Origin of the sequence: Pseudomonas sp. VE 267-6A (assembly GCF_024126555.1) — a bacterium.
Classification (GTDB): domain Bacteria; phylum Pseudomonadota; class Gammaproteobacteria; order Pseudomonadales; family Pseudomonadaceae; genus Aquipseudomonas; species Aquipseudomonas palmensis.
Map to the genome: position 1 here is coordinate 66595 of NZ_JAMYBY010000019.1, position 16254 is coordinate 82848.

General features: G+C 64.6%; 16 protein-coding genes. 14 read left to right on the plus strand and 2 right to left on the minus strand.

The genetic code is table 11. The features are described 5' to 3' along the window. Window positions 1-15: 15 nt before the first annotated feature. From flhA to NJH59_RS20955, 14 genes are all read left to right on the plus strand, one after another. Window positions 16-2145, plus strand: a complete 2130-nt coding sequence (flhA, locus tag NJH59_RS20890; RefSeq protein WP_043861821.1) for a flagellar biosynthesis protein FlhA — start codon at window positions 16-18, stop codon at window positions 2143-2145. An 11-nt stretch (window positions 2146-2156) separates the two neighbouring features. Next, entirely contained in the window at window positions 2157-3467 is a 1311-nt protein-coding gene (gene flhF / locus NJH59_RS20895; RefSeq protein ID WP_043861822.1) for a flagellar biosynthesis protein FlhF, read from the plus strand. Between the two features lie 119 nt (window positions 3468-3586). Further along, entirely contained in the window at window positions 3587-4420 is an 834-nt protein-coding gene (gene fleN / locus NJH59_RS20900) for a flagellar synthesis regulator FleN (protein ID WP_054915624.1), read from the plus strand. Then, complete coding sequence (fliA, locus tag NJH59_RS20905) at window positions 4417-5157, plus strand: RNA polymerase sigma factor FliA (protein ID WP_043861824.1); 741 nt, start codon at window positions 4417-4419, stop codon at window positions 5155-5157. The genes fleN and fliA overlap by 4 nt, the downstream gene beginning before the upstream one ends. Window positions 5158-5261: 104 nt before the next feature. Beyond that, window positions 5262-5636, plus strand: a complete 375-nt coding sequence (locus NJH59_RS20910; RefSeq protein WP_043861825.1) for a chemotaxis response regulator CheY — start codon at window positions 5262-5264, stop codon at window positions 5634-5636. 20 nt (window positions 5637-5656) lie between these two features. After that, window positions 5657-6445, plus strand: a complete 789-nt coding sequence (locus NJH59_RS20915) for a protein phosphatase CheZ (protein ID WP_043861826.1) — start codon at window positions 5657-5659, stop codon at window positions 6443-6445. Window positions 6446-6457: 12 nt separating this feature from the next. Continuing rightward, on the plus strand, window positions 6458-8689 hold the full coding sequence (locus NJH59_RS20920) for a chemotaxis protein CheA (protein ID WP_253087254.1): 2232 nt from the start codon (window positions 6458-6460) through the stop codon (window positions 8687-8689). A gap of 45 nt (window positions 8690-8734) precedes the next feature. Then, window positions 8735-9856, plus strand: coding sequence for a chemotaxis response regulator protein-glutamate methylesterase (locus NJH59_RS20925; protein WP_058542051.1), 1122 nt, complete (start codon window positions 8735-8737; stop codon window positions 9854-9856). Next, window positions 9856-10596 (plus strand): flagellar motor protein, encoded by a 741-nt coding sequence (locus tag NJH59_RS20930; protein ID WP_043861829.1) that lies wholly within the window; start codon window positions 9856-9858, stop codon window positions 10594-10596. Before NJH59_RS20925 ends, NJH59_RS20930 begins: the two co-directional genes overlap by 1 nt. Before the next feature lie 3 nt (window positions 10597-10599). Then, on the plus strand, window positions 10600-11487 hold the full coding sequence (gene motD / locus NJH59_RS20935) for a flagellar motor protein MotD (protein WP_043861830.1): 888 nt from the start codon (window positions 10600-10602) through the stop codon (window positions 11485-11487). A 43-nt stretch (window positions 11488-11530) separates the two neighbouring features. Then, window positions 11531-12319, plus strand: coding sequence for a ParA family protein (locus NJH59_RS20940; RefSeq protein ID WP_043861831.1), 789 nt, complete (start codon window positions 11531-11533; stop codon window positions 12317-12319). Next, entirely contained in the window at window positions 12319-13212 is an 894-nt protein-coding gene (locus NJH59_RS20945; protein ID WP_058542050.1) for a CheW domain-containing protein, read from the plus strand. Before NJH59_RS20940 ends, NJH59_RS20945 begins: the two co-directional genes overlap by 1 nt. A gap of 64 nt (window positions 13213-13276) precedes the next feature. Continuing rightward, a complete protein-coding gene (locus NJH59_RS20950; protein WP_043861833.1) occupies window positions 13277-13756 on the plus strand; it encodes a chemotaxis protein CheW in 480 nt (159 codons plus the stop codon). Window position 13757: 1 nt separating this feature from the next. Beyond that, window positions 13758-14150, plus strand: coding sequence for a DUF2802 domain-containing protein (locus NJH59_RS20955; RefSeq protein ID WP_043861834.1), 393 nt, complete (start codon window positions 13758-13760; stop codon window positions 14148-14150). A gap of 25 nt (window positions 14151-14175) precedes the next feature. Here the strand turns inward: NJH59_RS20955 and NJH59_RS20960 are convergent, their stop codons facing one another. Beyond that, entirely contained in the window at window positions 14176-14511 is a 336-nt protein-coding gene (locus NJH59_RS20960; protein WP_043861835.1) for an EscU/YscU/HrcU family type III secretion system export apparatus switch protein, read from the minus strand. Next, window positions 14508-16079 carry a flagellar hook-length control protein FliK gene (locus tag NJH59_RS20965; RefSeq protein WP_253087255.1) on the minus strand — a complete coding sequence of 524 codons (1572 nt, stop codon included), beginning with the start codon at window positions 16077-16079 and terminating at the stop codon, window positions 14508-14510. Before NJH59_RS20965 ends, NJH59_RS20960 begins: the two co-directional genes overlap by 4 nt. Between the last annotated feature and the right edge of the window lie 175 nt (window positions 16080-16254).

The following is a 16254-nucleotide window of genomic DNA, read 5'->3' on the forward strand; positions in this document are numbered from 1 at the left end:
TGAAGAGGAATATCGGTGGATCGCTCTCAGTTAATCAACAGCGCCCGTAGCAACCTGTCCGGGCTCGGCCGGGGCAACCTGGGGGTGCCGCTGTTGCTGCTGGTGATGTTGGCAATGATGATGTTGCCGATCCCGCCGTTCCTGCTCGACGTGTTCTTCACCTTCAACATCGCCCTGTCCATCGTCGTGCTGCTGGTGTGCGTGTACGCCTTGCGCCCGCTGGATTTCGCCGTGTTTCCGACCATCCTGCTGGTGGCCACGCTGCTGCGCCTGGCGCTGAACGTGGCGTCCACGCGGGTGGTGATGCTCCACGGCCACGACGGCCACGAAGCCGCGGGCAAGGTGATCCAGGCCTTCGGCGAGGTGGTGATCGGCGGCAACTACGTGGTCGGTATCGTGGTGTTCGCGATCCTCATGATCATCAACTTCGTGGTGGTGACCAAGGGTGCCGGGCGCATTTCCGAGGTGAGCGCGCGCTTCACCCTCGACGCCATGCCCGGCAAGCAGATGGCCATCGACGCCGACCTCAACGCCGGCCTGATCGACCAGGCCCAGGCCAAGGCGCGGCGTACCGAAGTGGCCCAGGAGGCCGAGTTCTACGGTTCGATGGACGGTGCCAGCAAGTTCGTGCGCGGTGACGCCATCGCCGGCCTGCTGATCCTGTTCATCAACCTGATCGGCGGCATGGCTGTGGGTATCTTCCAGCACGGCATGACCTTCGGCGACGCCGGTCGCGTGTATGCGCTGCTCACCATCGGTGACGGTTTGGTGGCGCAGCTGCCTTCGCTGCTGCTGTCCACCGCTGCCGCGATCATGGTTACCCGTGCCTCGGGCTCCGAGGAAATGGGCAAGCAGATCAACCGGCAGATGTTCGATTCGCCCAAGGCGCTGGCCGTGTCCGGCGGCCTGATGATCGTCATGGGGCTGGTGCCGGGCATGCCGCACGTGGCATTCCTCAGCCTCGGCCTGATGGCCGCAGGCGGCGCCTACCTGGTGTGGCGCAAGCAGAACCAGGCCAAGGTCAAGGCACAGCAGGAAGTGCAGCGCCAGCAGGACCTGCTGCCGTCGCCGCAGCGTGCTCAGGAAACCAAGGAGCTGGGCTGGGACGACGTTACCCCGATCGACATGATTGGCCTGGAAGTCGGCTACCGGCTGATCCCGCTGGTGGACCGCAACCAGGGTGGGCAGTTGCTGGCGCGGATCAAGGGGGTACGCAAGAAGCTGTCCCAGGACCTGGGCTTCCTGATGCCCACCGTGCACATCCGCGACAACCTCGACCTGGCCCCCAGTGCCTACCGCCTGACGCTGATGGGGGTGATCCTGGCCGAGGCCGAGATCTACCCCGACCGCGAACTGGCGATCAACCCGGGGCAGGTGTTCGGCAACCTCAACGGCATCGCCGCCAGGGACCCGGCCTTCGGCCTGGAGGCAGTGTGGATCGATGTGGCCCAGCGCAGCCAGGCGCAATCGCTGGGCTACACCGTGGTGGACGCGAGCACCGTGGTCGCCACCCACCTCAACCAGATCCTCTACAAGCATTGCCACGAGCTGATCGGTCACGAAGAGGTGCAGCAACTGCTGCAGGTCCTGGCCAAGGGCTCGCCCAAGCTGGCCGAGGAACTGGTACCGGGGGTGCTGCCGCTGTCCGGTCTGCTCAAGGTGCTGCAGGCGTTGCTGGCCGAGCAGGTGCCGGTGCGCGACATCCGCACCATTGCCGAAGCCATCGCCAACAATGCCGCCAAGAGTCAAGATACCGCCGCGCTGGTGGCTTCGGTGCGCGTAGGATTGAGCCGCGCAATCGTGCAAAGCATTGTAGGAACTGAGTCCGAGCTGCCTGTGATCACGCTTGAGCCAAGGTTGGAACAGATTTTGCTCAATAGTTTGCAAAGGGCCGGGCAGGGTCAGGAAGATGGTGTTCTTCTTGAGCCGAGCATGGCCGAAAAGCTTCAGCGTTCGTTGATCGAGGCCGCCCAGCGTCAGGAGATGCAAGGGCAACCTGCAATCCTGCTGGTCGCAGGACCCGTTCGACAGATGCTGTCGCGTTTTGGCCGCCTGGCTGTACCGAATTTGCATGTTTTGGCGTATCAGGAAATACCTGACAACAAGCAAGTTACCATCGTTGCCACAGTAGGCCCCAACGGCTGAGGTAGTGGGATATGCAAGTTAAGCGTTTTTTCGCCGCTGATATGCGTCAGGCCATGAAGCTGGTTCGTGATGAGCTGGGGGCAGAGGCCGCCATCATCGGCAACCGACGGATTGCTGGCGGTGTCGAGCTGACGGCGGCGCTGGACTACAAGCTGTCCGCGCTTGCGCCGCGGGTGCCGAACGTCGAGCTCGAGGACGAACTGCGCAAGACCCAGTCGCGCATCGTCACCGCGCAGGCCGAGCTCAGCAGCCGGGTCGAAGGCGAGGAGGGCAACCGCCAGTTGTTCGCCGGCCTGCCGCTGACCGCCTCCGAGCCGCTGGTAGAGCCGCAGGTCGAGGCCCCCGTGCGGCCTCAGGCAGCGGCCCCGGCGCCGGTCGATCAGCGTCTGTTCGATTCCATGCGCTCGGAGCTCTCGGGCCTGCGCGAGCTGCTCGAAGTGCAGCTCGGCTCGCTGGCCTGGACCCAGCTGCAGGGCAGCAAGCCGCACCAGGCCAACCTCTGGCGCCGTCTGCAGCGTATCGGCATCGCCGGGCCGCTGGCCCGCGAGGTGCTGGACATCACTGCCGACATCGAAGAGCCCCGCCAGGCCTGGCGCATGCTGCTGGCGCACCTGGCCCGCATGATCCAGGTGCCGGAAATCGAGCCGATAGAAGAGGGCGGCGTGATCGCCATGGTCGGCCCGGCCGGCATGGGCAAGACCACCACCCTGGCCAAGCTGGCGGCGCGCTATGTGCTCAAGTACGGCGCGCAGAACATCGCGCTGGTGAGCATGGACAGCTTTCGCATCGGCGCCCAGGAACAACTCAAGACCCTGGGGCGCATCCTGAATGTGTCGGTGACCCACGTCGACCCCGGCCAGTCGCTGGCCCAGGCCCTGGACCCTCTGCTGCGCAAGCGCGTGGTGCTGATCGATACCGCCGGCCTGCAGGCCAGCGACCCGGCACTGCGCATGCAGCTCGAAACCCTGGCCGGGCGCGGCATCCAGGCCAAGAATTACCTGGTGCTGGCCACCACCAGCCAGAAGCAGGTGCTGACCGCTGCCTACCACAGCTACAAGCGCTGCGGGCTGGCCGGTTGCATCCTGACCAAGCTCGACGAAACGGCGTGCCTGGGCGAGGTGCTGAGCCTGGCCATCACGCATGAGTTGCCGGTGGCCTATCTGACCGATGGGCCGCGCATTCCGGACGATCTGCACTTGCCGCGCCGGCACCATCTGGTCAGTCGCGCGGTCAGTGTACAAATGCAGGACGATCCCAGCGAAGAGGCCATGGCCGACATGTTCGCCGATCTGTACCACAGCGACGGCAAGCGTGTCGGCTGAGGTAAATGTGTATACGTTGCAAAGTACCTACATCAATGGTCTGCCAGGCATTTTTCAGGTGTTGAAAGCGCAGCCAGTCATGTGGCCTCGGTCTAAGTAAGACAAGGTAAAGAACAAACATGGGCAGCATGCATCCCGTACAGGTGATCGCCGTGACAGGCGGCAAAGGTGGCGTCGGCAAGACCAACGTGTCAGTGAACTTGTCATTGGCGCTGGCTGAGCTTGGCCGTCGGGTCATGCTGCTGGACGCCGACCTGGGCCTGGCCAACGTCGACGTCTTGCTCGGCCTGACCCCCAAACGCACACTGGCCGATGTCATCGAGGGCCGCTGCGAGCTGCGCGACGTGCTGCTGCCGGGGCCTGGCGGGGTACGCATCGTGCCTGCGGCCTCCGGCACCCAGAGCATGGTGCACCTGGCGCCGGCCCAGCATGCCGGGCTGATCCAGGCGTTCAGCGAGATCGGCGACAACCTCGACGTGCTGGTCATCGACACCGCGGCCGGCATCGGCGATTCGGTCGTCAGCTTCGTGCGCGCGGCCCAGGAAGTGCTGCTGGTGGTGTGCGACGAGCCCACGTCCATCACTGACGCCTATGCCCTGATCAAGCTGCTGAACCGCGATTACGGCATGAACCGTTTCCGGGTGCTGGCCAACATGGCACAAAGCCCTCAGGAAGGTCGCAATCTGTTCGCCAAGTTGACCAAGGTCACGGATCGCTTCCTGGATGTCGCCTTACAATACGTCGGTGCTGTGCCCTACGACGAATGTGTCCGCAAGGCAGTGCAGAAGCAGCGAGCAGTCTACGAAGCCTTTCCGCGTTCCAAGTGCGCGCTGGCCTTCAAGGCCATTGCTCAGAAGGTCGATAGCTGGCCGTTGCCTGCCAACCCGCGTGGTCATCTGGAGTTCTTCGTCGAACGGCTGGTGCAACCGACCAGTGCGGGACCAGTGCTATGAGTGCAAGCGGCTATCGGATGTACAGCAAGGCTTCGCGTGATGCCCAGTACGAGCTGATCGAGCGGTACGCACCCTTGGTCAAGCGCATTGCCTATCACCTGCTGGCGCGTCTGCCAGCCAGTGTGCAGGTGGAAGACCTGATCCAGGCCGGCATGATCGGCCTGCTCGAGGTCTCCAACAAGTACGACTCCAGCAAGGGTGCCAGTTTCGAGACCTATGCCGGTATCCGCATCCGTGGGGCCATGCTCGACGAGGTGCGCAAGGGGGATTGGGCGCCGCGTTCGGTACACCGCAATACCCGCATGGTGAGTGACGCGATTCGTGCAATTGAAGCAAAAACCGGTCGTGATGCTAAAGATCACGAGGTTGCTGCCGAACTTCAATTGAGTCTCGATGATTATTACGGGATTTTGAACGATACCTTGGGCAGTCGCCTGTTCAGTTTCGACGACCTGTTGCAGGACGGCGAACATGAAGGCCTGCACGAGGACGGCGCCAGTGCCCAGCTCGAGCCATCGCGCGATCTGGAAGACGAGCGCTTTCAGGCAGCCCTGGCGGATGCAATCGCCAACCTGCCCGAGCGCGAGCGCCTGGTGCTGGCGCTGTACTACGACGAAGAGCTGAACCTCAAGGAAATCGGCGAGGTGCTGGGGGTCAGCGAGTCGCGTGTCAGCCAGTTGCACAGCCAGTGCGCCGCACGCTTGCGCGGTCGCCTGGGGGAATGGCGGGCGCGTTGAGCAGCCGTTCCATACAGTCGTGAAATGTAGTGCCCGAATTGATTGAATGCGCGTTCAGCGCTGAGCGCGTTAAAGACTGCTTGGAGGTCTAATTGAACAAAGACATGAAAATCCTCATCGTCGACGATTTTTCGACGATGCGGCGGATCATCAAGAACCTGTTGCGTGACCTGGGCTTCACCAATACCCAGGAAGCCGACGACGGCAACACCGCGTTGCCGATGCTCGAAAGCGGTCACTTCGATTTCCTGGTGACCGACTGGAACATGCCCGGCATGTCCGGTATCGACCTGCTGCGCAAGGTACGTCTGGATGAACGCCTCAAGCACCTGCCGGTGCTGATGGTGACGGCCGAAGCCAAACGCGAACAGATCATCGAAGCCGCCCAGGCGGGCGTCAACGGCTATGTGGTCAAACCGTTCACCGCCCAGGTGCTGAAAGAAAAGATCGAAAAGATCTTCGAGCGCGTCAATAGCTGAGGTACGCCACGGGGGCGCTTATGGAGCAAAAAAGATCATCTTTGGACGACTTCGAGTCGACTCTGAAGAAACATGCCCAGGAGCTGGTCAGCAGCCTTGAAAAAGGCAGGTTCGGCGACGCGGTGCAACTGATCCATCAGCTGAACCAGACCCGTGACCTTGGCCTGTACCAGGAAGTCGGCAAGCTTACCCGCGAGCTGCACAGTGCGATCGTCAGTTTCCAGATCGATCCGCACATGCCGCAGGCCGAGGAAGTCTCGCAGATTACCGACGCCACCGAACGCCTGTCGTACGTGGTCAAGCTGACCGAGGGCGCTGCCAACCGCACCATGGACCTGGTGGAGGCAAGCACGCCGGTACTCAACGACCTCAGTGCCGAGGCGGCCAGCCTGAGTGGCGACTGGCAGCGCTTCATGCGCCGCGAAGTCGAGGCTCCGGAGTTTCGCGAGCTGGTCAAGCGCGTCGACAGTTTCCTGACGCACAGCGCCGAGGGCAACCGCAAGGTCGCCGGCCATCTCAACGACATTCTTCTGGCTCAGGACTACCAAGACCTGACCGGCCAGGTGATCAAGCGCGTCACGGCACTGGTCACCGAAGTAGAAAGCAATCTTCTGAAGCTCGTGTTGATGGCGAGTCAGGTCGACCGGTTCGCCGGCATCGAGCATGACCACGACCAGCTGCGTGCCGAAAAAGATCAAGAAAAACATCCGACTCGGGGTGAAGGACCACAGATTCATGCCGATAAACGTGAAGACGTTGTGTCCGGTCAGGACGATGTCGACGATCTGCTGTCCAGCCTGGGTTTTTAGGGAGCACGTTTAATGAGCTTCGGCGCCGATGAAGAAATCCTCCAGGATTTTCTGGTAGAAGCCGGCGAAATTCTTGAGCAACTGTCCGAGCAACTGGTCGAGCTGGAAAGCCGCCCGGATGATGCCGACCTGCTCAATGCAATTTTTCGCGGTTTTCACACTGTAAAAGGGGGCGCCGGCTTCCTCCAGCTCAATGAGCTGGTGGAGTGCTGCCACATCGCCGAAAACGTCTTCGACATCCTGCGCAAGGGTGAACGACGTGTGGACGCCGAACTGATGGACGTGGTCCTGGAAGCCCTGGACACCGTCAACAGCATGTTCGGCCAGGTGCGCGAGCGCACCGACATCACCGCAGCCACTCCGGAACTGCTGGCCGCCCTGGCGCGCCTGGCCGAACCTGCCAGTGCCGAAGCGGCGGCGCCTGCGCCGGTGGCGGCGGTTGCCGAGCCGGAGCCTGAAGCCGAGGCGAGCGGGGGTGATATCACCGACAGCGAGTTCGAGCAGTTGCTCGACTCGCTCAATGCCGCCAAGGCCCAGGCCGAGGCGCCCGAGCCGGTGGCCGTGGACGCTGCCAGCGATGAAATCACCGACGCCGAGTTCGAGTCGTTGCTGGACCAGTTGCATGGCAAGGGCCAGTTCGCCCCCGACAGCGTGGCGGCGGCATCTGCTGCTGTACCTGGCGCGGACGCGGCGCCCAGCGGTGACATCACCGACGATGAATTCGAAGCACTGCTGGACCAGTTGCACGGCAAGGGCACCTTTGCCGCCGATGCACTGCCCGGCGCTGTAGCGGCCGCCGCACCGGCCGCTGCCGCACCCGCAGCGGCGGGTGACCATATTTCCGAACACGAATTCGAGGCCCTGCTCGACGAGTTGCACGGCAAGGGCAAGTTCGCGCCCGACGCCGTCAGCGGCGCTGGCGCTGCCAGCGCGCCTGCTGCTGCGGCGACGGTTGCGGCCAAGCCGGCGGCCAAGCCCGCAGCGGCAGCCGCTGCACCGGCACCGGCCAAGGCCCCCGCCCCCGCGCCGGCTCGTCAGGCGGCTCCCGCTGCCGACAAGCATCCGGCCAGCGAGGCCGAGACCACCGTGCGGGTCGACACTGCGCGCCTGGACGAGATCATGAACATGGTCGGCGAACTGGTGCTGGTGCGTAACCGCCTGGTGCGCCTGGGCCTGAACAGCGGCGATGAAGCCATGTCCAAGGCCGTCTCGAACCTGGACGTGGTAACCGCCGACCTGCAGACCGCGGTGATGAAGACCCGCATGCAGCCGATCAAGAAGGTCTTCGGGCGCTTCCCGCGTCTGGTTCGCGACCTGGCCCGCCAGCTCAAGAAAGAGATCAACCTGGAGCTGGTCGGCGAAGAGACCGACCTGGACAAGAACCTCGTCGAGGCCCTGGCCGACCCGCTGGTGCACTTGGTGCGCAACGCCGTCGACCATGGCGTGGAAACCCCGGAAGAGCGCGAAGCCGCCGGCAAGTCGCGCAATGGCAAGGTGATCCTCGCTGCCGAACAGGAAGGCGACCACATCCTGCTGTCGATCTCCGATGACGGCAAGGGCATGGATGCCAATGTCCTGCGCGCCATTGCGGTCAAGCGCGGGGTGATGGACAAGGACGCCGCCGATCGCCTCAGCGAAAGCGACTGCTACAACCTGATCTTCGCCCCGGGCTTCTCGACCAAGACCGAGATCTCCGACGTGTCCGGTCGCGGCGTGGGCATGGACGTGGTCAAGACCAAGATTTCCCAGCTCAACGGCTCGATCAACATCTACTCGACCAAGGGCCAGGGCTCGAAGATCGTCATCAAGGTGCCGCTGACCCTGGCGATCATGCCGACCCTGATGGTGATGCTCGGCAACCAGGCCTTCGCCTTCCCGCTGGTGAACGTCAACGAGATTTTCCACCTGGACCTGTCGCGCACCAACGTGGTCGACGGCCAGGAAGTGGTGATCGTGCGTGACAAGGCCTTGCCGCTGTTCTACCTCAAGCGCTGGCTGGTCAGCTCGGCAGCCCACGAGGAGCAGCGTGAAGGCCACGTGGTGATCCTGTCGGTGGGTACCCAGCGCATCGGCTTCGTGGTCGACCAGCTGGTGGGCCAGGAAGAGGTGGTCATCAAGCCGTTGGGCAAGATGCTGCAGGGCACCCCGGGCATGTCGGGCGCCACCATTACCGGTGACGGGCGCATTGCGCTGATCCTCGACGTGCCGAGCATGCTCAAGCGTTACGCCGCTCGGCGTATCTGATCCCGGTGGCGTGGCCAGGTGGCCGCGCCCCGTAATGGAGTGTTTATGGTAGTCAAGGTCCTGGTGGTGGATGATTCCGGTTTTTTCCGCCGCCGTGTCTCGGAAATTCTTTCAGCGGACCCGACTATCCAGGTGGTCGGTACCGCGACCAACGGCAAGGAAGCGATCGATCAGGCGCTGTCGCTCAAGCCCGACGTCATCACCATGGACTATGAAATGCCCATGATGGATGGCATCACCGCCGTGCGTCATATCATGCAGCGCTGCCCCACGCCTGTACTGATGTTCTCCTCGCTCACCCACGAAGGCGCCCGCGTCACCCTCGACGCACTGGACGCCGGTGCGGTGGACTACCTGCCGAAGAACTTCGAGGACATCTCGCGCAACCCCGAGAAGGTCAAGCAGATGCTGTGCGAAAAGGTGCATACCATTTCGCGCAGCAACCGTCGTTTCAGCAGCTATGCCAGCCCGGCACCGGCCGCAGCGCCTGCACCGTCGCACAGCGCCGGCAGCAGCGCCCCGGCAGCGTCCATGCGCGCCGCCCCGGTTGCCCCGCAAGCCCCTGCGCGGGCCGCTGCACCCAGCTCGCCGGCGCCCAAGCGCAAGGCCTACAAGCTGCTGGCCATCGGTACCTCCACCGGTGGCCCGGTGGCGCTGCAGCGCGTGCTGACCCAACTGCCGGCCAACTTCCCGGCGCCGATCGTGCTGATCCAGCACATGCCGGCGGCCTTCACCAAGGCCTTCGCCGAGCGCCTGGACAAGCTGTGCCGCATCAGCGTCAAGGAAGCCGAGGACGGCGACGTGCTGCGCCCCGGCCTGGCCCTGCTGGCACCGGGCGGCAAGCAGATGATGGTCGACGGGCGCGGCACGGTGAAGATACTGCCAGGTGACGAACGCCTCAACTACAAGCCCTGCGTGGACATCACCTTCGGTTCGGCGGCCAAGTCGTATGGCGACAAGGTGCTGGCCGTGGTGCTGACCGGCATGGGCGCCGATGGCCGCGAAGGCGCGCGCCTGCTCAAGCAGGGCGGCAGCCAGGTGTGGGCCCAGGACGAAGCCAGCTGCGTGATCTATGGCATGCCCATGGCCATTGCCAAGGCCAACCTGGCCGATGCGGTGTACGGCCTGGACGAGATCGGCCGGCACCTGGTAGAGGCGTGCATCTGATGGACGTGTTGAGCCTTATCGGGATCATCCTGGCGTTCGTCGCCATCGTTGGCGGCAACTACCTCGAAGGCGGCCATCTGTCGGCCCTGATCAACGGCCCGGCGGCGCTGATCGTGATCGGCGGGACGCTGGCGGCCTCGCTGCTGCAGGCCCCCATGAGCGCGTTCAAGCGCGCCCTGCAGATCGTGCGCTGGATCCTCTTCCCGCCGCGGGTCGACCTGGCCGGTGGTATCGACCGGGTGGTCAACTGGAGCCTCACCGCACGCAAGGAAGGCCTGCTGGGCCTTGAGGGCGTGGCCGATGCCGAGCCCGACCCGTATGCCCGCAAGGGCCTGCAGCTGCTGGTCGACGGCGCCGAGCCCGAAGCCATCCGCAGCATTCTCGAGGTGGATTTCTACACCCAGGAAAGCCGCGACATCCAGGCTGCCAAGGTGTTCGAGAGCATGGGCGGCTATGCGCCGACCATCGGCATCATCGGCGCGGTGATGGGCCTGATCCACGTGATGGGCAACCTGGCCGACCCGACCCAGCTGGGCAGCGGTATCGCCGTGGCGTTCGTGGCCACCATCTACGGCGTGGCCAGTGCCAACCTGATCCTGTTGCCGATCGCCAACAAGCTCAAGGCCCTGGCCATGCGCCAGTCGCGCTATCGCGAAATGCTCCTGGAAGGCTTGCTGTCGATTGCCGAAGGCGAGAACCCACGTTCAATCGAACTGAAGCTTCAGGGCTTCATGGAGTAAGCCATGGCCCGTCGTCGTCAACCCGAGGAACATGAAAACCACGAACGCTGGCTGGTGTCGTATGCCGACTTCATCACCTTGCTGTTCGCCTTCTTCGTGGTCATGTATTCGATTTCCTCGATCAACGAGGGCAAGTACAAGGTCATCTCGCAGGCGCTGATCGGCGTGTTCAACGATCCCGAGCGCAGCATGAAGCCGATTCCGATAGGCGACGAGCGCCCCCTCAGCGTCAAGCCGGCCGAACCGCTGATCAAGGACAGCGAGCAGGTCGATGCGGGCCTGGGGCAAAGCTCCAGCGACCCGCTGCAGACCATCGCCGACGATGTGCGCGATGCCTTTGGCGACCTGATCAAGTCCGACCAGATGACCGTGCGCGGCAACGAACTGTGGATCGAGATCGAGCTCAATTCCTCCCTGTTGTTCGGCAGTGGCGATGCCATGCCCAGCGACAAGGCGTTCGACATCATCGACAAGGTGGCGCACATCATCAAGCCGTTCGCCAACCCGGTGCACGTCGAAGGTTTCACCGACGACCAGCCGATCCGCACGGCGCAGTACCCGACCAACTGGGAGTTGTCGTCGGCACGGGCGGCGAGCATCGTGCGCCTGCTGGCGATGGAAGGGGTCAACCCGGCACGCATGGCTTCTGTGGGCTACGGCGAGTTCCAGCCCATCGCCAGCAATGCCAGCCCTGAAGGGCGCGCGCAGAACCGCAGGGTGGTGCTGGTGATCTCGCGCAATCTGGAGGTGCGCCGCAGCCTGACCGGTACCGGCAGCGCCAATGCCACACCCGATGCGGCGCTCAAGCGTGCTGGCACACAAACTGCACCGCCAGCCGTAGCACCGACGGCCGGGCGCAATCCCGTCAATTCCCCGTCGTCGACCCTTTAATCGATCCCGGCAGGGTCCGACCCGACCGGGAGGAAGCAGCGCAATGAGAGTCTGGGCAGTAGCCAATCAAAAAGGTGGTGTCGGCAAGACCACCACATCCATCGCCCTGGCCGGCCTGCTGGCCGAGGCGGGCAAGCGCGTGGTCGTGGTCGACCTCGACCCGCACGGGTCCATGACCAGCTACTTCGGTCACAACCCGGACACCCTCGAGCACAGCAGCTACGACCTGTTCCTGCACAAGGGCACGGTGCCCGAAGGGCTGCCGGGCCAGCTGTTGCTGCCCACCAGCGACGAGCGCATCTCGCTGCTGCCTTCCAGCACCGCCCTGGCGGTGCTCGAGCGTCAGTCACCGGGCCAGAGTGGCCTGGGCCTGGTGATCGCCAAGAGTCTGGCGCAGCTGTGGCAGGATTTCGACTACGCGATCATCGACAGCCCGCCGTTGCTGGGCGTTCTGATGGTCAATGCGCTGGCAGCCAGCCAGCAACTGGTGATCCCGGTGCAGACCGAATACCTGGCGGTGAAAGGCCTCGAACGCATGGTCAGCACGCTGAGCATGGTCAATCGCTCGCGCAAGCAGGCCTTGCCGTACCACATCGTGCCGACCCTGTTCGACCGCCGTACCCAGGCCTCGATGGGCACCCTGCGGGTGCTGCGCGACGCTTATCCCGAGACCATCTGGCAGGGCTACATTCCGGTCGATACGCGCCTGCGCGACGCCAGCCGTGCCGGGCTCACGCCGTCGCAGTTCGATGGCAGGAGCCGTGGCGTGATTGCCTACCGGGCATTGCTCAAGCATCTGCTGGCGCAGAATGCCGTTGCGCAGGTGGCCTGATGAACAGCCCGCAGCAGGTCACCATAAAGCCTCAACTGGCCTTGCAGTCGTACCTGGACGGCCTGTTGCAGGAGGCCACCGAAGAGCTGCAGCCATTGCCCCTGGCGGTGGCCGAACGCGTCGCAGTGGCCCCGGCCCCGGTGGTCGTCACGGCGCCTGAAGCGATCGACGAGTTCCAGGCAGCAGTGCTCGAAGAACAGGCCCGTGACGCCCAGCTCAAGACCGCGGCGCCGGCATTCGCCGAGCCGACGCGGCTGGTCATGCCGGTGATGGCGCCACCGGTGGTGGCCAAGGTGGTGGAGGCGGCCCCGGTGGTCGCCCCGGTCATCGCCGACGTGCCAACCCCGGTCGAGCCGCTGGTGCAGGTGCACCTGCCCGCAGCACCGGACCAGCCGGTGCCGCCGTTGACGGGCGACGGTCGCCCGGCCTGGGCCGCCGAGCCGTTCGAATGCCTGCTGTTCGACGTGGCCGGGCTGACCCTGGCGGTGCCGCTGGTGTGCCTGGGCTCGATCTACTCGCTGGCCGGCCAGGAGCTCACGCCGCTGTTCGGCCAGCCCGAGTGGTTCCTGGGCATCCTGCCGAGCCAGGCGGGTAACCTGAAGGTGCTCGACACGGCGCGCTGGGTCATGCCCGACCGCTACCGCGACGACTTCCGCCAGGGGCTGCAATACGTTATTTCGGTACAGGGCTACGAGTGGGGGCTGGCGGTGCATCAGGTCAGCCGCTCGCTGCGCCTGGACCCGAGCGAGATCAAGTGGCGTAGCCAGCGTGGGCAGCGCCCGTGGCTTGCCGGTACGGTCATCGAACACATGTGCGCGCTGCTGGATGTCGCCGAGCTGGCCGAGCTGATCGCCAGCGGCGCCGTCAAGCAGATGCACGGTACGCATAAATAATCGGTCGCAACTGCCGCGACCGCACTGAGTACACCGCCGAGAACGGCTTTTGAGGGTTAGGGGAATGAAAAACATGACTGCGCAGGGTTCCGACGATCCGATTCTGCAGTGGGTAACGTTCAAGCTGGACAACGAGTCCTACGGCATCAACGTGATGCAGGTCCAGGAAGTGCTGCGCTACACCGAAATCGCTCCGGTGCCGGGCGCGCCGAGCTATGTGCTGGGCATCATCAACCTGCGCGGCAATGTGGTGACCGTGATCGACACGCGCCAGCGCTTCGGCCTGATGTCTGCCGAAATCTCCGACAACAGCCGTATCGTGATCATCGAGGCGGACAAGCAGGTGGTCGGCATCCTGGTCGATAGCGTGGCCGAGGTCGTGTACCTGCGTCAGTCGGAGATCGAGACCGCGCCGAATGTCGGCAACGAGGAATCGGCCAAGTTCATCCAGGGCGTGTGCAACAAGAACAACGAACTGCTGATCCTGGTCGAGCTGGACAAGATGATGACCGAGGAAGAGTGGTCCGAGCTGGAGAATATCTGAGTTGATTCTCGAGGGTGCTGTCATATTTCTGGCGCTGGTCTGGATCCTCAGCCTGTGGCTGTTCTACGGCTACAGCAAGCGCCAGCGCGAGCTGGCCTCGCAGCAGGCCCAGGGCGATGCGCTGCGTGACCAGCGCATCAAGGACCTGGCCAAGCGTGTGGACGATTATCAGAACGGTACGGTGCGCATGGGCGACGCGTTGCACGAGCTGCGCGCCGTGGTGGCGCCGTTGCCGGACAAGCTGATGCAACTGGAGCAGCGCGACCCCAACAGCCTGTCGTTCGCCCAGGCGGCGCGGCTGGTGGGCATGGGCGCCAGCGTCGACGAGCTGACCCAGTCCTGCGGCCTGACCCAGGCCGAAGCCGAGCTGATGAGCAAACTGCACCGCAGCTGATGCAAGGCACCCGGCCTGCGCGGCGTCAGTCCGGCGCAGGCAGGCTGTACAGGTTCGGGGTAATGTCGCGCTCCTGCGGGGCGTTGTCCACGAACCCCTCCGGCACCTGGCCCTTGAGCTGCCAGGCGAAGGCGATGATTTCGGCGATGGTCAGGTACAGCGCTTCCGGGATCTGATCGCCCAGCTCCATGCGCGCCAGCAGGCGTACCAGCTCGGCATTCTCGTAGATCGGCACTTCGTGTTCGCGGGCAATGGCCAGGATCGCCTCGGCCAGCTCGTCGTCGCCCTTGGCGCTCAAGGTCGGGGCCTGCTGGCCGTCGTAGGTCAGGGCAATGGCCTGACGTGGCGGGGTCTGGCTCATGCGTTTTCATCCACCCAGCGTTGTTCCAGATGCGTACGCGGCCCCTGTGGCGGCGTACCGTGATGGCACAGCAGTTCACCGACGTTGAGCCCGCGCTCCACCAACCGCGCGCGCAGCTTGCCGAGCTGGCGGTCGATCAGTTGCGCGGTGCTCGGCAGCTCCGCCCACAGCTGGCTGGACAGGTTGCCCTGGCTGATCTGCGCTTGCACCTGCAAGGGCCCCAGCGGGCTGAGGTCGAATGCCAGCTCCACGCGCCAGAGCATCTCCAGCGGGTCGCGCTGTTCGCGTTCCGGGTCGGCCTGCTGCTCGGGGGTTTCCTCGCGCTGCAGCTTCACTTGCAGCGGCATGAACTCCTGACCATTGCGCACCGGTATCTCCAGTTGCCAGGTGGTCTGCAGGTTGCCGTCGGCGGTGGTGCGGGTTTGCTCCAGGCCAGCGAGCTGGTGGCTCTGCAGGCGTGAAATGGCTGCCGCTGCCAGGCGCAGCAGGTGTTCCAGGTCGCCTTCCTCGTCGCCACTTTGCAGCAGCCGCGAGGGTAGCGGAAAGCTTCCCGGGGCCGGGCGCGGGCTTACCTGGCCGAGCATGCCCAGGGCGTTGCGCACCATACCCGGCAGCACCTGGGCCAGGGTGCTGGCGGCCACGGCCGGGTTGAACTGGGTGCTGCCGGGGAGGCCGGGCAGCAACTGCGCCACCAGCCGGATCACCTGGGCCTTGAGGTCGGGGGCGAGGGCGGCGGGGGCGCCAGCCAGCAGCTTGGCTTCCAGAAACGCGCCGCTGTTGTTCAGGGCCTGGGCCAGGCCCTTGGCCGTGCCGAGCTGTTCCATGTCCGGCAGGCTGGCCAGCAGGGTGCTCACGCTGGCCCGCACATCGGCCGGCAGGCGCTGCTCGGCGCTCATCTGTTGCAGGCTGGCGAGCAGGCCCGGCAGCGAGGCCTGGCGGCTCAGCTGCGCGCTCAGGTGCTGGGTGATCGCCAGTTGTTCCTGGCGCCCGCTCAGGGGCACGAAGCTGATCGACTGTTCACCCTGTACCCGTGCGCTGAGCAGGCTGCCCAGCGCCAGTGGCCGAGGGCTGTCGATGTTCAGGGTGGCGCCGGCCTGGGCGGTGTTGAGCAGGGTCACCAACGAGCGAAACAAGGCCGGCTGCCCGGCGGCCTGGGGTAGCGCCTGGGTGGTCAGTACCTTGCCCTGCAGCAGGGTGCCCGGCGGCAACTGGCGGGTGTCGAGCTGGGTGAGGGTGGCCACGTTGCGCGCGATGGCCTGCTGCACGGTGATGCTCAGGTTGCCGGCATTGGGCTGGCTGACCGTCAGCTCGCTGCCCTGGGGCAGGGGCTGGCTGGCGCTGGTCTGCACGGTGGTCTGGCGCCCGTTGGTCTGGGTCAGTTGCAGCAGCAGCTGGAAGTCCTGACCGACCTGGCGCAACGACAGTACCTGCGCCTGCGCGGTCTCGCCCGGGGCGAGCAGGGCAGGCTGGGGTTGCAGCAGCTTGAGCAGTTCGCCGGTCATCGCCGCGCTGCGCGCCTGGGGGTTGGCCAGGGCCTGCGGGCCAAGGCTGTTGATTTCGCCTGTCATCACGTTGCAACCTGTGGAAATAGCCCTCTTTGCAGTAGGACATGCCATGTATAATGCCGCCCGTTCCTGGCGGGTGCGCACGTCCTGTGGCGTGCCCGATGCGACCGGCCATGCCGTACAGCTGTTGCTCAGTATAACGGCCAGGCCCGGACCGACTTGAGACCGAACCATAAGG

What these genes read in the sequence shown, in the direction of transcription:
- flhF (WP_043861822.1), top strand. Translation starts at nt 2,157, where the DNA reads ATGCAAGTTAAGCGTTTTTTCGCCGCTGATATGCGTCAGGCCATGAAG.
- fleN (WP_054915624.1), top strand. Translation starts at nt 3,587, where the DNA reads ATGGGCAGCATGCATCCCGTACAGGTGATCGCCGTGACAGGCGGCAAA.
- fliA (WP_043861824.1), top strand. Translation starts at nt 4,417, where the DNA reads ATGAGTGCAAGCGGCTATCGGATGTACAGCAAGGCTTCGCGTGATGCC.
- NJH59_RS20910 (WP_043861825.1), top strand. Translation starts at nt 5,262, where the DNA reads ATGAAAATCCTCATCGTCGACGATTTTTCGACGATGCGGCGGATCATC.
- NJH59_RS20915 (WP_043861826.1), top strand. Translation starts at nt 5,657, where the DNA reads ATGGAGCAAAAAAGATCATCTTTGGACGACTTCGAGTCGACTCTGAAG.
- NJH59_RS20920 (WP_253087254.1), top strand. Translation starts at nt 6,458, where the DNA reads ATGAGCTTCGGCGCCGATGAAGAAATCCTCCAGGATTTTCTGGTAGAA.
- NJH59_RS20925 (WP_058542051.1), top strand. Translation starts at nt 8,735, where the DNA reads ATGGTAGTCAAGGTCCTGGTGGTGGATGATTCCGGTTTTTTCCGCCGC.
- NJH59_RS20930 (WP_043861829.1), top strand. Translation starts at nt 9,856, where the DNA reads ATGGACGTGTTGAGCCTTATCGGGATCATCCTGGCGTTCGTCGCCATC.
- motD (WP_043861830.1), top strand. Translation starts at nt 10,600, where the DNA reads ATGGCCCGTCGTCGTCAACCCGAGGAACATGAAAACCACGAACGCTGG.
- NJH59_RS20940 (WP_043861831.1), top strand. Translation starts at nt 11,531, where the DNA reads ATGAGAGTCTGGGCAGTAGCCAATCAAAAAGGTGGTGTCGGCAAGACC.
- NJH59_RS20945 (WP_058542050.1), top strand. Translation starts at nt 12,319, where the DNA reads ATGAACAGCCCGCAGCAGGTCACCATAAAGCCTCAACTGGCCTTGCAG.
- NJH59_RS20950 (WP_043861833.1), top strand. Translation starts at nt 13,277, where the DNA reads ATGAAAAACATGACTGCGCAGGGTTCCGACGATCCGATTCTGCAGTGG.
- NJH59_RS20960 (WP_043861835.1), bottom strand. Translation starts at nt 14,511, where the DNA reads ATGAGCCAGACCCCGCCACGTCAGGCCATTGCCCTGACCTACGACGGC.
- NJH59_RS20965 (WP_253087255.1), bottom strand. Translation starts at nt 16,079, where the DNA reads ATGACAGGCGAAATCAACAGCCTTGGCCCGCAGGCCCTGGCCAACCCC.